This is a genomic window from Kineococcus rubinsiae, assembly GCF_011839805.1.
GTDB lineage: Bacteria > Actinomycetota > Actinomycetes > Actinomycetales > Kineococcaceae > Kineococcus > Kineococcus rubinsiae.
The window spans coordinates 48,268-64,215 of sequence record NZ_VWPY01000021.1 but is presented as its reverse complement, the minus strand read 5'-3'; the positions used below and the strand labels follow the sequence as shown (position 1 = coordinate 64,215).

The following is a 15,948-nucleotide window of genomic DNA, read 5'->3' as shown; positions in this document are numbered from 1 at the left end:
GCGCCGGCTCCGCGCTGACCGCCGCCGCGGCCCTGAGCGCGCGCGACGACGCGGCGGGGGCCCTGCTGCTCCTGGCCGCGGTCGTCCGGCACCCGCCCGCGGCGCCGGGGGCCGGCGCCGTCGTCGCCGCCGAGCTGGGGCGCCGCCTCGCCGCGGTGGGCGGCCGTCGCCGCCTGGACCGCCCGACCCGGCGCGCGTGGCGCGTCCTCGCCTCCCGCCACTTCGAGGTCGTCGACGGCACCGCCGTCGCCGTCGCCCGCGAGCTGCGCACCCTCGACGTCGCCGTGGGGGCCGCGGCGCTGCTGCCGGCCGTCGCCGTGGGCGCGGTGTGGGCGCTGGCGCTCGCGGTGCTCGTCCTGACCGCGCACGTAGGCCTGCGCACCGTGCTCGCCCGCTCGGGCCAGCGGCGCGGGGAGAGCGCCGCGCGCCGCGCCGCCGACCGCGCGGGCCACGGCTGCCGCTGCTTCGAGACCCCCGTGCTCACGGGCGCCCCGGCGGCCCGCGTCCTGGCCGGCCACCTGGTGCCCGTCGCGGGAGCCGGGCTGGGCCCCGCCGCCGGCGGTCTCCCGCCGGGCAGCGCGGTGTCGTCCTGCCCGAGCACCGGCTACCTCTGGCTGCGCCCGGGCAGCGCCCCGGACCTGCTCCTGCGGGGCGCCGTCGCGGGCGCCGAGCCCGACGAGGCCGCCCCGCCGCCGGGTGACGGACCCACCGGCTTCTACCTGTGAGCGGCACCCCCGACGAGTCCGGTTCCGCACGGTGCTTGACTGCGACGGTGCGCTACGTGGTCATCGGGTCCGGTGCCGTCGGCGGGACGATCGGCGGCCGCCTCGCCCAGCACGGCCACGAGGTCGTCCTGGTGGCCCGCGGGGCCCACGCCGACCGCCTCCGCGAGCACGGCCTGCGGCTGCTGACGCCGACGGGGCCCGTCGAGGTCTCCGCGCCCGTCGCCACGTCCCCGCAGGACCTGGTGCTGACGCCCGACGACGTCCTCGTGCTCGCCGTGAAGGTGCAGGACGCCGCCGTGGTCCTCGCCGAGTGGGCGGCGGCACCCGTCGGCGACACGACGGCCGGCGACGTCCTGCCGGTGGTCTGCGCGCAGAACGGCATCGAGGGCGAGCGCCTCGCCCAGCGCTGGTTCCGCCGCGTCGTCGGCGCCTGCCTGTACCTCCCGGCGAGCCACCTCGAACCCGGCGTCGTCGTGTCGGAGGGCTCGCCCGTCTCGGGGGCGATCGTCCTGGGCCGCTACCCGGCGGGCGTGGACGAGCTCACGCGGACGATCGTCGCGGACCTCGCCGACTCCTCCTTCGCCAGCACCACCCACCCCGACGTCATGGCGGTCAAGCGCGGCAAGCTGCTCGACAACACCGGCAACGCCCTGGACGCGATCTGCCGCCCCGGCGAGGGCTGGGACGAGCTGCGCGAGGCCGCCCGCGCGGAGGGTGCCGCGGTGCTCGCCGCCGCCGGGCTGCCGGCCGTCGGGCGCGCCGAGGCCTTCCCCGCGTTCGCGGCGATGGGCTTCCGCACGGCCCCCGTCGCGGGGGCGGAGCGGCCCGGCTCCTCGTCCTGGCAGAGCCTGCGCCGCGGCGGCACCGTCGAGACGGACTGGCTGAACGGGGAGGTCGTGCGGCTCGGTCGCGAGGCCGGCGTGGCCACCCCGGTGAACGAGGCGCTGCAGGTGCTGGCCGGTTCCTGCGCGCGCCGCGGCACCGGCCCGGGGGCCGTCGAGGTCGCCGACGTGCGCGCGCTGGCGGACCGGCTGGCGAACCGGGCCGGGGACCTCTGAGACGATGACGCTCATGCGCCTGGACCACGTGGGCTACGCCGCCGGGCCGGAGGGGCTGCAGGCCACCGCCCGCACGCTCGCCGCCCAGCTCGGGGTGCGGACCATCGACGGCGGCCCGCACCCGCGCTTCGGCACGCGCAACGTCGTCCTGCCGCTCTCGGACGGCTGCTACATCGAGGTCGTCGAGGTGCTCGACCACCCCGTCGCCGAGAAGGCCCTGTTCGGCCGGGCCGTGCGCGAGCGCTCCGACGCGGGCGGCGGGTGGTTCACGTGGGCGGTCACCGTCGACGACCTCGACGCCTACGTCGAGCGCCTCGGTGAGGCCGCCGAGGAGGGCGTGCGCCGCCGCCCCGACGGGGTCGAGCTGCGCTGGCGGCAGATCGGCGCCCCCGGCCTGCGCGAGGACCCGCAGCTGCCCCTGCTCATCGAGTGGGCCGGCCCCGCGACGCAGCACCCCTCCGCCATCGCGCTCGCGGGCGGGACCCGGCTGACCGGTCTCACCATCGCCGGCCAGCGCGACCACGTCCGCGCCTGGCTGGGCCTCGAACCCGAGTTCGTCGTCGACCGGCTGGCGTTCACGTGGCTCCCCGACGGTGCGAGCACCGGGCTGCGCGCGGTGACGTTCGAGACGTCGCGCGGGCCGGTGGAGATCTGACCCGGTGCCCGACTGGCTGCCGGGGTTCGACTGGCTGCCGGACTCCGCGCCGTCCCTGACCGTCTCGGCCGTGGCGCTGCTGGCCGTCGACTTCGTCGTCCGCGTCACCGCGATCGCCGTCGTCCCCGTCAACCGGCGCCCCAGCTCCGCCCTCGCGTGGCTGCTGACCATCTTCTTCATCCCCTACCTGGGGATCCTCGCGTTCCTCGTCATCGGCAGCCCGAAGCTGCCGCGCAGCCGGCGCCGCAAGCAGCGCGAGATCAACCGCCTCATCCTCGAGACGACCCAGGGCATGGACCTCGTCAGCACCGACCAGCCGTGGCCGCCGTGGCTGGCCGGGATCGTGGCGATGAACCGCAACCTCGGGTCGATGCCGCTCGTCGGCGGCAACGTGGCCGAGCTGGTCGCCGACTACGACGCGGCGCTGCGGCGGATGGCGGAGTCGATCGACGCCGCCACCGACTACGTGCACGTCGAGTTCTACATCATGATCCGCGACGCGACGACGGAACCGTTCTTCGACGCCCTCGCCCGCGCGGTGCAGCGGGGCGTGAAGGTGCGGCTGCTGCTGGACCACATCGGCTCGCTGCGCTACCCCGGCTACCGCAGGACCATCCGGTTCCTCGAGGACGCGGGCGTCGAGTGGCACCCCATGCTCCCGGTGCAGCTGCACAAGCTGAAGTACCAGCGCCCGGACCTCCGCAACCACCGCAAGCTGCTCGTCGTGGACGGCGACGTCGGCTGGGTCGGTTCGCAGAACGTCATCGACCGCAGCTACGACAAGCGCGGCAACGTCAAGCGCGGTCTGCGGTGGCAGGACCTCATGGTCCGGCTCGAGGGACCCGTCGTCAGCGGGGTCGACGCCCTGTTCATCACCGACTGGTACTCCGAGACCGACGAGCTGCTCGAGGGCGAGGCGCGGCCCGTGACGTTCCCGGAGGGGCCGGGGGAGCTCGAGTGCCAGGTGGTGCCGAGCGGGCCCGGGTTCGACGGGGAGAACAACCTCAAGCTGTTCAACGCGCTGTTCTACTCGGCATCGCGGCGCATCTCCATCACGAGCCCGTACTTCGTCCCGGACGAGTCCATGCTCGCGGCCATCACCTCGGCCGCGGAGCGCGGCGTCGAGGTGGAGCTGTTCGTCTCCGAGCTCGGCGACCAGGCGCTCGTGCACTACGCGGAGTGCTCCTACTACGAGAACCTGCTGCGGGCGGGGGTGCGCATCTTCCGCTACCCGGCCCCCGCGGTCCTGCACGCGAAGCACCTGACGATCGACGACGAGGTCGGGCTCATCGGGTCCAGCAACATGGACATGCGGTCGTTCCTGCTCGACCTGGAGCTGACCCTCATGGTGTGCGGCAAGCGGTTCGTCGACGACCTGCGGGCCGTCGAGGACGACTACCGGGCGAAGTGCACCGAGCTCACCCTCGCGCAGTGGATGTCCCGCTCCCGCGCGCACGTCATCAAGGAGAACCTGTCCCGGCTGACCTCCGCCCTGCAGTGACCTGCGGGGCGGAGGCCGGGTGGGTCAGGGCAGCCGGCGCTCCGCGGTCTCGGCGGAGGTGAGGTCGATGGGGGCGTCGTGGGCGTCGCTCACGGCCTCCTCGACGGGCTGGCCCTCGCGCGCGGCGGACGCCACACCGGAGTCGCCGGTCAGGAACCGGTAGGCCAGACCGGCCACGGCCCCGCCGACGAGCGGGGCGACCCAGAACAGCCAGAGCTGCGACAGCGCCCACCCGCCGACGAAGATCGCCTGACCCGTGGATCGGGCCGGGTTCACCGACGTGTTGGTCACGGGGATGCTGACGAGGTGGATGAGCACGAGCGCCAGGCCGATGGCGATCGGGCCGAAGCCCTGCGCCGCGCGGCGGTCGGTGGCGCCGAGGATGACGAGCAGGAAGAACGCGGTCATCACGACCTCGATGACGAGGGCGGCCAGCAGGTTGTACCCGCCGGGGGAGTGCTCCCCGTAGCCGTTGGCCGCGAACCCGCTCTCGGAGGCGGAGAACCCGGCCTGGCCGCTGGCGACGACGTAGAGGACCGCGGCGGCCACGACCGCGGCGACCACCTGGGTGACGACGTAGGGCAGGACGTCGCGTCCGGGCAGCCGCTTGGCGAGGAACAGCCCGAGCGTCACCGCGGGGTTGAAGTGCCCGCCGGAGATGTGCCCGAACGCGTACGCCATGGTCAGGACGCTGAGGCCGAAGGCGGCGCTGACCCCGAGCAGGCCGATGCCCACCTCGGGGAAGGCCGCGGCCAGGACGGCGCTCCCGCAGCCCGTGAAGACGAGCCAGAAGGTGCCGATGAACTCCGCGGTCAACCGCCGCGACAGCGTGCTGGTCATGTGGTGTGCCCCCAGTGCTAGACCATCACGTTGCGTAGCGGCAGTCTGACCGAGGGCCGTCGGGGTTGTCGAGGTGCCCGCAGGCAACGGTCGGGTGACGCTCGGGTGGCGGTGCCTCAGGGCTGCAGGACGGTGATGCCGGCGCTGGCCGCGGTCGTGAGGTCGGCGAGGGCGCGCGGCCCGGACTCCAGGGGCAGCACCCGCTGCACGAGCTCCGCCACGGGGAACCGCCCGGACAGGACGACGTCGAGCAGCCGGGGGTAGGCGTGCGCGGCCATGCCGTGGCTGCCGAGGACGCGCAGCTCCAGCGCCACGACCCGGTCCATCGGCACGGCCGGGCGGCCCAGCGCCGCGGGCAGCAGGCCGATCTGCACGTGCCGACCCCGGGTGCGCAGGCTGCGCACCGACGCCTCGCACGTCGCGACGCTGCCGACGGCGTCGAAGGAGACGTGCGCGCCGCCGTCGGTGAGGTCGCCGACCGCGGCCACGACGTCACCCGCGGCGGGGTCCAGCACCTGCTCCGCGCCGAAGGCCCGCGCGAGCTCCCGGGCGGCCGGCGAGGGGTCGACGGCGACGACGCGGGCGCCGGCCGACACCGCCAGCGACACGACCGAGAGCCCCACGCCGCCGCAGCCGTGGACGACGACGCGCTCCCCGGGCCGGACCCGCCCGACGTCGGTGACCGCGTGGAAGGCCGTCGCCACCCGGCAGCCCAGGGCGGCCGCGGCGTCGGACGGGAGCTGGTCGGGCAGGGCCACGAGGTTCACGTCCGCGTGGTCGAGGGCGACCAGCTCGGCGAAGGAACCCCAGCCGGTGAACCCGGGCTGGGTCTGGCGGCGGCACACCTGCTGCTCGCCGGCGGCGCACTCCGGGCACGTCCCGCACGCCGTGACGAACGGGACGGTCACGCGGTCGCCGGCGCGCCAGCCCCGCACGTCCGCGCCGACCGCCGCCACCGTCCCGGCCAGCTCGTGGCCGGGCACGTGGGGCAGCACGACGTCCTCGTCGTGGCCCTGCCAGGCGTGCCAGTCGCTGCGGCACACGCCCGTCGCCTCGACCGCCACGACGACCCCGTGCGGGGCCGGCGCCGGGTCGGGCACGGTCGTCAGGACCGGCGCGACGCCGAACCGCTCGACGACGAGCGCGCGCACGCCGGGACCTCAGGCGGACGGGGCGTCGAGGTGGTCCACGAGGGCTGCCGCGTCGCCGACGTAGTCCGCCGGGGTCAGCGCCGCGAGGCGCGCGGCCTCCCCCTCGGGCAGGCCGAGGCCCAGGACGAACTCCCGCATCGAGCCCGCGTCGACGCGGCGGCCGCGGGTGAGCTCCTTGAGGCGCTCGTAGGGTTCCGGCAGCCCGTGCACGCGCATGACGGACTGGACGGCCTCGCCCAGCACCTCCCACGTCGCGTCGAGGTCCGCGGCCAGGGCGGCGGGCACGGCGTCGAGGCCGGACAGCCCGCGGCGCGCGTTCTCGATGGCCAGCAGCGAGTGCCCGAAGGCGACGCCGATGTTGCGCTGCATGGAGGAGTCGGTGAGGTCGCGCTGCAGGCGCGACGTCGTCAGCGTGTCCTCCAGGACCCGGAAGATCCCGCCGGAGACCTCGAGGTTCGCCTCGGCGTTCTCGAACCGGATGGGGTTCACCTTGTGCGGCATGGTGCTGGACCCGACGGTGCCCTGACCGCGGACCTGCGCGAAGTAGCCCAGCGAGATGTAGGTCCACACGTCGGTGCAGAGGTTGTGCAGCACGCGGCCGAAGCGGGCCACGTCGGCGTAGAGCTCCGCCTGCCAGTCGTGGGACTCGATCTGCGTGGTCAGCGGGTTCCAGGTCAGCCCCAGCGACGTCACGAACTCCCGCGACACCGCGGGCCAGTCGGTCGTCGGCACCGAGACGCGGTGCGCGGCGTAGGTGCCCGTGGCGCCGTTGAACTTGCCGAGGAACTCCGCGCGGGAGATGCGGGCGAGCTGGCGCCGCAGCCGGTGCGCGAGGACGGCGAGCTCCTTGCCCAGCGTGGTGGGCGTGGCGGGCTGGCCGTGGGTGCGGCTCAGCATCGGCTGCGCGCGCAGGTCGTGCGCCATCGCCGCGACGTCGTCGGTCAGCCCCGTGGCGGCGGGCAGCCACACCTCGCGCACGGCGTCGCGCACCATGAGGGAGTAGGCGAGGTTGTTGATGTCCTCGCTCGTGCAGAACAGGTGCACGAGTTCCGCGACGTCGGCCAGCGACGTGCCCTCGAGGCGGCGCTTGATCCAGTACTCGACGGCCTTCACGTCGTGCACGGTCACGCGCTCGATCTCGGCGAGCTCCGCGACGTCGGCGGCGTCGAACCCCGCGGGCAGCGAGCGCAGGAACGCGACCTCGTCGCCGGTGAGGCGGCGCACCCCGGGAACCACGTCGTGCGTGCCGAGGTGCACCAGCCACTCGACCTCGACGAGAATCCGGCGGTGGTTCAGCGCCGCCTCGGACAGGTGCACCGCGAGCGGCGCGACGGCGCGGCGGTAGCGGCCGTCCAGGGGCCCGAGAGCGGGTTCACCCAGCCCCTCGTAGGTGGGGCCGGCAGCGGTCGGGGCAGCGACGTCGGTCACTGCCCCATGGTCCCACGGTCAGGTCTTGTCGACGGACCCCTCCTTGTGGGCGGCCTCCTTGCCGCTCTTGTCGCTCTCGACGACGACCTGCGGGTCGTCCTCGCTCGCCTTGCGCTTCTTGCCGTACATCTCGAAGTCGTCGGTCTTCTTGTCGACGACCTTCCCCTCCGTCTCGCCCTGCGACGTGTTCCAGCTGACGTGGTCACCCTTCTTCACCATCCGCCCACGGTCGCAGCGCTCCCGGGAGCCCGCACGTCGGCCGGCGGGTCGCCGGGGGGCCACGGTGCCGGGGTTCAGGGCAGCGGGGTGCGCCGCAGCACCGCCTCGCCCGCACGAGCCGGGTCGAGGGGGACGGGGGAGCGCAGGGTCGCGGGACCGGTGACGAGGCGGCCGTCGCTGAGCGGGGTGCAGCGCAGGCCGCCCCGCCCCCGCAGCGCCCGGTGCGCGCCCGCCGCGACCACGCGGTCCATCCACGCGCAGGGGTTCGCGGGGCGCCCGCCGTGGAAGCGGACGGTGCCGGCCGCGGTGACCAGCTCGAACTCGCCGCCGCGCAGCGGGTCCAGCTCGACGCCGCGCACCACGACGTTGCGGCGGGCCAGCAGCGGGTCGGGCACGGGCGAGAGCCCCAGGTCCGCGGCGACGGCCTCCCACGCCTCGGCCGCGAGGAACGTGACGGCCGCGTCCATGTGCGCGGCCTTGCCGAAGAACCGGTCGCCGCGCAGGCCCTTGCCGGCGACGACCTCCACCTCGGCCGCGTCGTGGGTCTCGACGTCCGCCGGGCCGTCCTTCGGGCGCCCGAAGTAGGCGTGCTCGGGGGAGACGAGCAGGCGCTCCACGGTCACCGCGTACTCGTGCACCGGCGCATCCTGCCCCGCGCCCGACGACGCGTCGAGCACCGGGTGCGCGCCGGCCGGGCCCTCGCCGGTGCTCACAGCGCGAGGCTCCGCCGGGCGGCGTCGACGGCCCGCGCGCCGTAGCTGCCGCCGAAGAGGACCGCGTGCACGAGCAGCGGGTGCAGCTGGTGCAGCGGGATGCGGGCGGCCCGGCCGGGTGCGGCGCCGGAGGCCTCCGCGTGGGCGGCGAGCACCACGTCGAGGTGCGGCAGGCCGAACAGGGCCAGCATCGCCAGGTCGGTCTCCGGGTGGCCGCCGTGGGCCGCGGGGTCGACGAGCACGGCCCCCTCCGCCGACCACAGGACGTTGCCCGACCAGAGGTCGCCGTGCAGGCGGGCCGGGACCTCGCCCCCGGCGACGAGGGCCTGGTCCTGCGCGGCCAGGCGCTCGCACACCCGCTCCACCGTGCGTGCCCCCGCGGCGTCGAGGGCCCCGGCGTCGCGGGCGGCGCACAGGAACGGGGCGAGGCGCTGCGCGGCGAACCAGGGACCCCAGGCCTGCGGTGCGTCCGACAGCGGCAGCGGCAGCGTCGCGATCCACGCGTCGCCCTCGACCCCCGGCGGGCCCGCGCCGTGGTGGGGCGCGCCCGCGGCGTGCGTGCGGGCGAGGTCGCGGCCGAAGCGCTCCGCGGCCGCGGCCGTGGGCGGTGCCGGCTCGATCCGCTCGAGGACCAGCGCGTCGGGCCGGACGTCGAGGACGTCGCAGACCTGGACGCCGCCCGCGGCCGCGAGCCAGCGCAGCCCGGCGGCCTCGACGGCGAGGGCGGACCCGGGCGCGCCCGGCTGCCGCTTCACGAACTCCCCGGTCGGCACGGCCCCATGGTCCTGCCCGGGCGGCCGGCGCGCAGCCCCCGGGCGGAGCGGGGTCCCGGGCGCGCAGGGTCCACAGCCGCCGCGGACGGCCGGTGTCCACAACCCGCGTCCGCGGCCCGGGCCGCGGGAGGGAGGCGACCTAGCGTCCGGATCCGGTCGTGGACGGTCGGCGTGGAGGAGGAGCGGGTGGGCGGGGACGAGCTGGGCGCCGGGGTGCAGGCCCTCGCGGGGGACCTCGCACGGGCGTCGTGGCAGGCGCGCGGGGCGGCGAGCCGCCTGACGGGGCTGGGGCACCTCGAGTGGCACTCGCCGTCGGCGGCGCGCTTCGCCGCCCGGCTGGGGGCCGAGGTGCGGGCGGTCGCCGCGGTGGTGGCGCGCTGCGAGGATGCCCAGGCGGCGCTGCAGGCGCACGCGAGGGTCTTGCAGTCGACGGCGCTGCAGTCGACGGCGGTGCGGGCCGGATGAGCGGTGACGCGATCAGCGTCGCGACGGGCGCCACGACCGTCGACCCGGCGGCGCTGGAGCGCGCCGCGGGGGTGCTGGCCGGGTGCGCGGCGGCCCTGGCCGAGGTGGGCCTGGTCGCCGCCCGGACCGCGGTGGACCCGCGGTTGCTGGGAACGCTGCCCGCGGCGGCCGGGACGGGGCTGCGGGCCGAGGCCGCGGTCGGCGCGGTCCTCGCGGACGGGGGCGGGGCGCTGCGGGTCGCGGCGCGCGTGAGCGCGCTGGCCGTGGCCCTGCGGACCGCGGCCCTGCGCTACCGCCTGGGCGAGGAGGCGGCGGCGGCCGTCGTTGCGCTGGCCCGGCGCGCCGCCGCGGAGGTGGTCGTGGCCGCGGCGCCCGTGGTGCTCGCGGGTGCCGCCACCGTGGTCGCGGCCGACGTCGTCCACCGCGCCCACCAGGCGCAGGACGAGGTCCTCCTCGGTGCCCTCGGGCTGGCGCTGGCCGGGGACCTCGACGCGACGTCGCTGCGCGCCACGGCCGCGGCGGCGACCCGGCGCGCGGGCGACCGCCTCACGGCCGACGCGGGCGCCGTCCTGCACCCCGTGGCGCGGGAGCTGGCGTCGCACCCCGAGGTGGTCCGGGAGCTGGCCGCGACCACGCCGGCCGTGCTGGACGCGGTCCTCGCGGACTCTCCTGCGCTGGCGCTCGCGGTCGCGGCGGTGGCGCCGGAGGCGCTGCCGCTGGACGACGTGGCCGCCGCCGGCGCGGTGCTGTCGGCGCTGGGCACGGTCACCCCGCTGTTCTGGGAGACCGCGGTCCGCGTCAGCCCGGCGACCGTCCCGCGCTCGGTGCCGACCCGGCCGCCGGGCGGGATCGCCGACGTCCTGGACGGCGTGGCCCGGCAGTCGACGGGGTGGACGAGCACGTCGCAGCCGCAGCCCGGCGGGCGGATGCCCGCGGCCGGCCCGCCGCCGCCGGGCACGGTGCGGCTCGAGCGGGTCCGCAGCGCCGCCGGTCGCGTCGCGTGGGTCGTGGAGGTCCCGGGGACCCAGACGTGGAGCCCCTTCCCGGGGGCGGGCTCCGCGGGCCGCAGCCCGATGGACCTCACGACGAACGTCCGCGCGGTGGCCGGGGAACCGACCGCGACCGCGGACGCCGTCGTGCAGGCCATGCGGCAGGCCGGCGTCCGGCCCGGCGAGCCGGTCATGGTCGCGGGGCACAGCCAGGGCGGGCTGACCGCCGCGGCGCTCGCCGCCGACCCCGCGGTGCGCGCGGAGTTCTCCATCACCCACGTGGTGACGGCCGGCTCCCCGGTCGACGGGATCGCCGTGCCCGCCGACGTCCGCGTCCTGTCGCTGGAGCACACCGGTGACCTCGTGCCCGCCCTCGACGGCACGGACGCCGAGGGCTCGGCGCACCGCACGGTCGTCACCCGCGACGTCGGCGCCTCCCCGGCGTGGGCGGCGGCGGTGGCGCGGGACCCGGTGGCCGCGCACGGCTGGGCCGGGTACGTCGACACCGCCCGCCTCGTCGACGCCAGCGACGACCCGACGCTGCGCGCCTTCACCGCCTCCGCGAGCCCCTTCCTCGACGCGCCGGGGTCCTCCGTCGAGGTGTTCGACTACCGCGCGGAGAGGGTGTCGTGACCGCGGGGCAGCGACGCCGTCGCGGTGAGCGCGGGCTTCCACCGCTCGGCGTAGGCGGCGAGGGCCGGGGAGTCGGCCCCCTCGGAGTCGATCAGGTACAGCCCCGGGGCGGGGCAGGTCGCGCCGAGCTCCACCAGCACGGGCTTCAGCAGCAGGTCCGCGGCCAGCGCGTGCGCCGGGCCGGCCCCGAGCATGAGGGGGACGACGGTGACGTCGCGCAGCCCCTCGCCGCCCGCGAACTGGTCGAGGAAGAGCTTCAGCAGGCCCGTGTAGGTCGCCTTGTAGGTGGGGCTCGCCACGACCACGAGGTCGGCGCCCGCGACGTCGGCCACCGCGGCCCGCACCGTCTCGTCGCCCCAGCCGAGCAGGCCCGGGCCGAGGGTCGTCACGTCGACGACCAGGTCGGGGCCGGCGCCGGTGAGCAGCTCGACCGCGCGCACGGCCGCGGCGAGCGTGCGCGAGGCCGGCTTGGGGTTGCCGACGACGACGGCGGTCCTCACGCGTCGACCTTGGGGGTCAGCGCGCGGAAGGACGAGGCGTGCCACACCAGCGGCTCGGTCTGCGCCTCGTGGCCCATGGCGTGCACGCGCAGCAGCACGACGTCGTGGTCACCCGCGGGGACCTCGGAGTGGATGCTGCACTCCAGCCACACGGGGGCGCCGAGGAGGAAGTGCGCGCCGGTCTCCGTGGTGTGGGTCTCGATGCCGGCGAAGCGGTCCGCGGCCTTCGACGCCATCTGGCGGGCGGCGGGCTCGTGCGCCTCGCCGAGGACGGAGACGCCGATGCGCTCCGCGCCGCGCAGCTTCGGCCAGCTGGTCGAGGTGTGCTGCACCGCGAAGAGGACCAGCGGCGGGTCGGCGGAGATGCCGACCTGGAAGGAGGACGCCACGAGGACGACGGGCGCGCCGTCGACGACCGCGGACAGGGCCGCGACGCCGGAGGGGAAGAGCGCGAACGTCGAGCGCAGCGCCATCGGGTCGCTGTCGAAGGGGATGAGGTCGGGCATGGCGGGGACCGTCCAGCGTCTCGGAGGGAGCGTGCTCGGCGTGCGGCGGCCGGCCGCGCCGTGACCACGGCGACCGGCGTTCCCGGAGCATCGTACGAGCGGCGTCCCGGGCGTGCGGATGACGTGCGCCACACGCGGGAGGCGCTCCGTAAGCTGGCGGGCATGTCCGCCGCCCCCGACGCCGCCCCCGACGCTCCGACCGTCGCCTCCACCGTCGCGTCCACCGTCGTCCCGCGGCTGCGGGCGAGCCTGGCGGGCGTGCCGGCCTACGTGGCGGGCAGGCCGGCCGTGGCGCGCGACGGCGTCGAGGTCTACAAGGTCTCCTCCAACGAGAACCCGTACCCGCCCCTGCCGAGCGTGCTGGCCGCCATCACCGAGGCCGCGGCGACGCTGAACCGCTACCCCGACATGGCGGCGACGGCCATGGTCGCGGCGATCGCGGAGCGCTTCGGCGTGGCTCCGGAGAACATCGCGACCGCGACGGGCAGCGTGCGGCTGCTGGCCCAGCTGGTCGAGATCACCTGCGAGCCGGGCGACGAGGTCGTCTACGCGTGGCGGTCCTTCGAGTCCTACCCGATCGTCGCGGGCGTCTCCGGCGCCCGCTCGGTGCGGGTGCCGCTGACCGCCGACGCCCGCCACGACCTGCCGGCCATGGCCGCGGCCGTCACGGACGCGACCCGCCTCGTCGTGCTGTGCTCGCCGAACAACCCCACCGGCCCGTCGCTGCGCTCGGGGGAGCTCGAGGAGTTCCTGGCCGCCGTCCCCGCCGACGTCCTCGTCGTCCTCGACGAGGCCTACCGCGAGTTCGTCACCGACCCGGACACCCCCGACGGCGTCGACGTGTTCCGCGCCCACCCGAACGTCGTGGTGCTGCGGACGTTCTCGAAGGCCTACGGGCTCGCGGGGCTGCGGGTCGGCTGCGCCGTCGCGCACCCCGAGGTCGCCGAGGCCCTCGCCAAGGCCGCGACACCGTTCGGGGTGTCCGGCATCGCCCAGGCCGCGGTGGTCGCCTCCCTCGAACCCGCCGCCGAGGCGGAGCTGATGGAGCGCGTGGCGGCGCTGGTGGCCGAGCGGGACCGCGTGGTCGCCGCGCTGCGCGCGCAGGGCTGGCCGGTGCCCGACGCGCAGGGGAACTTCTGCTGGCTGCCGACGGGGGAGCGCACGGCCGAGCTCGCCGTGGCCTTCGCGGCCGAGGGCCTCGTCGTGCGCCCCTTCGCCGGTGAGGGCCTGCGCCTGACGATCGCGGAGACGGCCGCCAACGAGCGGCTCGTCGCGGTCGCGGCGACGCTCCTCGGCTGAGCCGGCGGCCCACCCGGCGGTGGGGGGCGCGGGTCAGGACGCGGCGATGGCCGCGGCGTCCTTCTCCAGCGCGGCGAGGTCGACGAGCAGGCTGGCCGCGCCGTAGAGCCGGTCGCTGAGCGCGTCCATGCCGGGGGAGAGGACGGTCAGGTCCCCGCGGTCGGCGAGGTCGGCGAAGATGCCGTCGTTGGAGATGACGAGGACCTCCACCGGGTCGGCGACCCCGGCCGCGGCGGCGAGCAGCACGAGGTCGGCGACGTCCGCGCCGTCGGCCACGGGCTGGGCGCGCGCGGCGAACTCCGCGAGCCACGGCCGGGAGCGCTCGACCGCACCGGCCTGGCCGGCGAGGCAGACGACGTCGGCCTGCCGGGCCAGCTCGACGACGACGCCGAGGCGGGCGCGCAGCCGGCCGCGCGAGGCGCGCAGGTTGTCGAGGTCGACCAGGAGCACCCGGGTCGCGCCCGCGCCGGCCCACACGGGGTAGTCGCGCACCAGGGCGCGCAGCGCGTCACCGAGGGGGTCGGGGCCCTCGTCGACGACCTCGTCCTCGACGGGGTCCGGCCGCGAGCGGCGGCGCGTGGCGGGGCGCTCCACCACGCGCTCCGCGGGCAGGTCGGCGAGGCGGAACCACTCGTACTCGTCCCACTCGCTCGGTCCGCCACCCAGTCCCATGCCCCGATGCTCCCAGGTCCCGTGCCCGGCAGGCGCCGCAGGAGCCCCGCCGTGTCGCGGGGCCCCGGCTCAGAACGCCAGGACGTACATGAGGGCGACGTTCGCGGCCAGCAGCGGGACCGCGGTGGGCAGCTGGGCGCGGATGACGGCGTAGTCGTCGCGCAGGTCCAGCAGGGCGACCGGGACGATGTTGTAGTTCGCCGCCATCGGGGTGCACAGCGTGCCGCAGTAGCCGGACAGCATGCCGATCGCGAAGACGGCGGGCGCGTTGCCGCCGAACCCGGTGACCAGCAGCGGGTACCCGACGGCCGCGGTGAGGACGGGGAAGGCCGCGAAGGCGTTGCCCATGATGACCGTGAAGACGGCCATGCCGACGCAGTAGACGACGACGGCCGGCAGCAGCACGCCGCTCGGCAGGACGGCGGAGGCGCTGCGGCCGATCGCGTCCCCGACGCCGGCCGTGGCGAACACCAGGCCGAGCATCGCGAGCAGCTGCGGCAGGACCGACGCCCAGCCGATGTTCTCGGTCAGCCGCCGCCCCTCGGCGAGCGGGACCGCGAGGGAGTGGGTGCGCAGCAGCCACATCCCGAGGGCGAGCGCGACGACGGCCGAGACGCCCAGGCCGATGACGGTCTCGGACAAGGGTTGCAGCAGCGGCTGCCCACCGACCGAGATCTTCGGCCCGAGCGTCGCGAACAGCGCGGTGACCACGGGGATCGCCAGGACGGGGATGAAGACCCTGCCCCCGAAGCGCTCCGCGAGGCCCTGCCGCTCCTGGCGGCTCGTCGTGCCCGCGCCGCTGCCCTGGCCGAGCCGGCCGGTGCCGGCGATGAGGGCGATCGCGATGACGAGCAGGCCCAGCGGCCAGGCCGGGGCCGTCTCCGCGACGACGAAGGAGCTGTAGGGGAAGCTGATGCCGAGCAGCGCCCAGAACACCGCGCTCGGCACGCGGTGCGGGTTGGTGCGGTCGCGCACGGCGGAGGCCGCGACGGCCAGGAAGAACAGGCCGATGAGCCAGTAGAACCACTCGACGCGGATCACCCCTCCACCGCCCCGGTGCGGCCCTCGGCGGAAGCGGCGGCGCGGACCTCGCGCGCGACGACGCGGTCGACGTGCAGGCTCCGCGCCCCGTGCAGCAGGAACGCGACGACGGCGGTCGGGATCGACCACAGCGCCACGTCGAGCGGCCGCAGGGTCAGCCCGTAGGTGGTGTCGACGAAGGAGGTGATGAGCAGGACCGCGCCCACCGCCACGAAGATGTCCTCGCCGAAGAACGCGCCGACGTTGTCGGTGCCGGCGGCGAACGCGCGGATGCGGCGCGAGACCGCCTCGGGCAGCGCGCCGTGGCGCTTGACCGCGGCGGCCTCGGCCATGGGGGCGATGAGCGGTCGCACCGACTGCGCGTGCCCGCCGATGCTCAGCAGGCCGACGGCCGCGGTGATCTGGCGGACCACCAGGTAGGCGGCGAGCACCCGGCCGGTGGTGAGCCGCGCGAGGCGGCTGATGAGCCGCCTCGCCTGCTCCTGCAGGCCGTTGCGCTCCACGAGGCCGATCACCGGCAGCACGAGGAGGAACACGGCGATGGACCGGCTGCCGGCGAAACCGGTGCCGAACGCGTCGAGGATCTCGCGCAGGGACAACCCGCCGAGGAAGCCGGTGACGAGACCGGCGACGGTGACGACGAGCATCGCGTTCAGCCGCAGGGCGAAACCCACGACGACGACGAGCACTCCGAGGAGGACGAGCACGCTTCCGCCTTTCCTGGCGCAGAACAGGCACGGAGGGGGAGGGACGGGGAACGGCGGCCAGACCCGGAGATCC

General features: G+C 76.1%; 17 protein-coding genes and 1 pseudogene. 7 read left to right on the top strand and 11 right to left on the bottom strand.

Annotation, left to right across the window (positions count from 1 at the left end; genetic code table 11):
* The 4 genes and pseudogenes from F1544_RS12110 to cls all read left to right on the top strand — a co-directional run.
* Positions 1 to 725, top strand: a pseudogene (locus F1544_RS12110) (hypothetical protein); the annotation flags it as partial.
* Positions 722 to 1,783, top strand: coding sequence for a ketopantoate reductase family protein (locus tag F1544_RS12105; RefSeq protein WP_208971735.1), 1,062 nt, complete (start codon positions 722 to 724; stop codon positions 1,781 to 1,783). The pseudogene F1544_RS12110 and the gene F1544_RS12105, both read left to right, overlap by 4 nt.
* A gap of 13 nt (positions 1,784 to 1,796) precedes the next feature.
* On the top strand, positions 1,797 to 2,438 hold the full coding sequence (locus F1544_RS12100) for a VOC family protein (protein ID WP_167585661.1): 642 nt from the start codon (positions 1,797 to 1,799) through the stop codon (positions 2,436 to 2,438).
* 4 nt (positions 2,439 to 2,442) lie between these two features.
* Positions 2,443 to 3,939 (top strand): cardiolipin synthase, encoded by a 1,497-nt coding sequence (cls, locus tag F1544_RS12095; RefSeq protein ID WP_308470033.1) that lies wholly within the window; start codon positions 2,443 to 2,445, stop codon positions 3,937 to 3,939.
* 24 nt (positions 3,940 to 3,963) lie between these two features.
* On the opposite strand, the gene aqpZ is transcribed toward cls, so the two are convergent.
* The 6 genes from aqpZ to F1544_RS12065 all read right to left on the bottom strand — a co-directional run bounded on the left by aqpZ (position 3,964) and on the right by F1544_RS12065 (position 9,063).
* Positions 3,964 to 4,767 (bottom strand): aquaporin Z, encoded by an 804-nt coding sequence (aqpZ, locus tag F1544_RS12090; protein ID WP_167585679.1) that lies wholly within the window; start codon positions 4,765 to 4,767, stop codon positions 3,964 to 3,966.
* Between the two features lie 128 nt (positions 4,768 to 4,895).
* A complete protein-coding gene (locus tag F1544_RS12085) occupies positions 4,896 to 5,930 on the bottom strand; it encodes an alcohol dehydrogenase catalytic domain-containing protein (RefSeq protein ID WP_167585659.1) in 1,035 nt (344 codons plus the stop codon).
* Between the two features lie 9 nt (positions 5,931 to 5,939).
* The gene (purB, locus tag F1544_RS12080) at positions 5,940 to 7,358 is read right to left on the bottom strand and encodes an adenylosuccinate lyase (RefSeq protein ID WP_167585657.1); all 1,419 of its coding nucleotides are present in this window, start codon (positions 7,356 to 7,358) and stop codon (positions 5,940 to 5,942) included.
* Positions 7,359 to 7,376: 18 nt separating this feature from the next.
* On the bottom strand, positions 7,377 to 7,577 hold the full coding sequence (locus tag F1544_RS12075) for a hypervirulence associated TUDOR domain-containing protein (RefSeq protein WP_167585655.1): 201 nt from the start codon (positions 7,575 to 7,577) through the stop codon (positions 7,377 to 7,379).
* A gap of 74 nt (positions 7,578 to 7,651) precedes the next feature.
* A complete protein-coding gene (locus tag F1544_RS12070; protein WP_167585677.1) occupies positions 7,652 to 8,215 on the bottom strand; it encodes a molybdenum cofactor biosysynthesis protein in 564 nt (187 codons plus the stop codon).
* Positions 8,216 to 8,286: 71 nt separating this feature from the next.
* Positions 8,287 to 9,063: a fructosamine kinase family protein gene (locus F1544_RS12065; RefSeq protein WP_308470031.1), complete on the bottom strand. Its 777-nt coding sequence runs from the start codon at positions 9,061 to 9,063 to the stop codon at positions 8,287 to 8,289.
* Between the two features lie 186 nt (positions 9,064 to 9,249).
* On the opposite strand from F1544_RS12065, the gene F1544_RS12060 reads away from it, so the two are divergent.
* Positions 9,250 to 9,528: a hypothetical protein gene (locus F1544_RS12060; protein ID WP_167585651.1), complete on the top strand. Its 279-nt coding sequence runs from the start codon at positions 9,250 to 9,252 to the stop codon at positions 9,526 to 9,528.
* Positions 9,525 to 11,150 (top strand): hypothetical protein, encoded by a 1,626-nt coding sequence (locus F1544_RS12055; protein WP_167585649.1) that lies wholly within the window; start codon positions 9,525 to 9,527, stop codon positions 11,148 to 11,150. Before F1544_RS12060 ends, F1544_RS12055 begins: the two co-directional genes overlap by 4 nt.
* Here the strand turns inward: F1544_RS12055 and F1544_RS12050 are convergent.
* The gene (locus tag F1544_RS12050) at positions 11,126 to 11,650 is read right to left on the bottom strand and encodes an NADPH-dependent FMN reductase (protein WP_167585647.1); all 525 of its coding nucleotides are present in this window, start codon (positions 11,648 to 11,650) and stop codon (positions 11,126 to 11,128) included. The two genes, F1544_RS12055 and F1544_RS12050, sit on opposite strands and share 25 nt — an antisense overlap.
* Entirely contained in the window at positions 11,647 to 12,156 is a 510-nt protein-coding gene (locus F1544_RS12045) for a flavin reductase family protein (RefSeq protein ID WP_208971733.1), read from the bottom strand. The genes F1544_RS12050 and F1544_RS12045 overlap by 4 nt, the downstream gene beginning before the upstream one ends.
* 162 nt (positions 12,157 to 12,318) lie before the next feature.
* On the opposite strand from F1544_RS12045, the gene hisC reads away from it, so the two are divergent.
* On the top strand, positions 12,319 to 13,455 hold the full coding sequence (hisC, locus tag F1544_RS12040; RefSeq protein ID WP_167585645.1) for a histidinol-phosphate transaminase: 1,137 nt from the start codon (positions 12,319 to 12,321) through the stop codon (positions 13,453 to 13,455).
* Between the two features lie 33 nt (positions 13,456 to 13,488).
* On the opposite strand, the gene F1544_RS12035 is transcribed toward hisC, so the two are convergent.
* From F1544_RS12035 to F1544_RS12025, 3 genes are all read right to left on the bottom strand, one after another.
* On the bottom strand, positions 13,489 to 14,127 hold the full coding sequence (locus F1544_RS12035) for a hypothetical protein (protein ID WP_167585643.1): 639 nt from the start codon (positions 14,125 to 14,127) through the stop codon (positions 13,489 to 13,491).
* 69 nt (positions 14,128 to 14,196) lie between these two features.
* On the bottom strand, positions 14,197 to 15,168 hold the full coding sequence (locus F1544_RS12030; RefSeq protein WP_167585641.1) for a DUF979 domain-containing protein: 972 nt from the start codon (positions 15,166 to 15,168) through the stop codon (positions 14,197 to 14,199).
* A complete protein-coding gene (locus tag F1544_RS12025; RefSeq protein WP_167585639.1) occupies positions 15,165 to 15,875 on the bottom strand; it encodes a DUF969 domain-containing protein in 711 nt (236 codons plus the stop codon). Before F1544_RS12025 ends, F1544_RS12030 begins: the two co-directional genes overlap by 4 nt.
* Positions 15,876 to 15,948 lie beyond the last annotated feature (73 nt).

Excerpts from the sequence above, each read along its gene's own strand:
- hisC (WP_167585645.1), top strand. The coding sequence starts at position 12,319 with ATGTCCGCCGCCCCCGACGCCGCCCCCGACGCTCCGACCGTCGCCTCC.
- F1544_RS12045 (WP_208971733.1), bottom strand. The coding sequence starts at position 12,156 with ATGCCCGACCTCATCCCCTTCGACAGCGACCCGATGGCGCTGCGCTCG.
- F1544_RS12075 (WP_167585655.1), bottom strand. The coding sequence starts at position 7,577 with ATGGTGAAGAAGGGTGACCACGTCAGCTGGAACACGTCGCAGGGCGAG.
- F1544_RS12100 (WP_167585661.1), top strand. The coding sequence starts at position 1,797 with ATGCGCCTGGACCACGTGGGCTACGCCGCCGGGCCGGAGGGGCTGCAG.
- F1544_RS12035 (WP_167585643.1), bottom strand. The coding sequence starts at position 14,127 with ATGGGACTGGGTGGCGGACCGAGCGAGTGGGACGAGTACGAGTGGTTC.
- F1544_RS12055 (WP_167585649.1), top strand. The coding sequence starts at position 9,525 with ATGAGCGGTGACGCGATCAGCGTCGCGACGGGCGCCACGACCGTCGAC.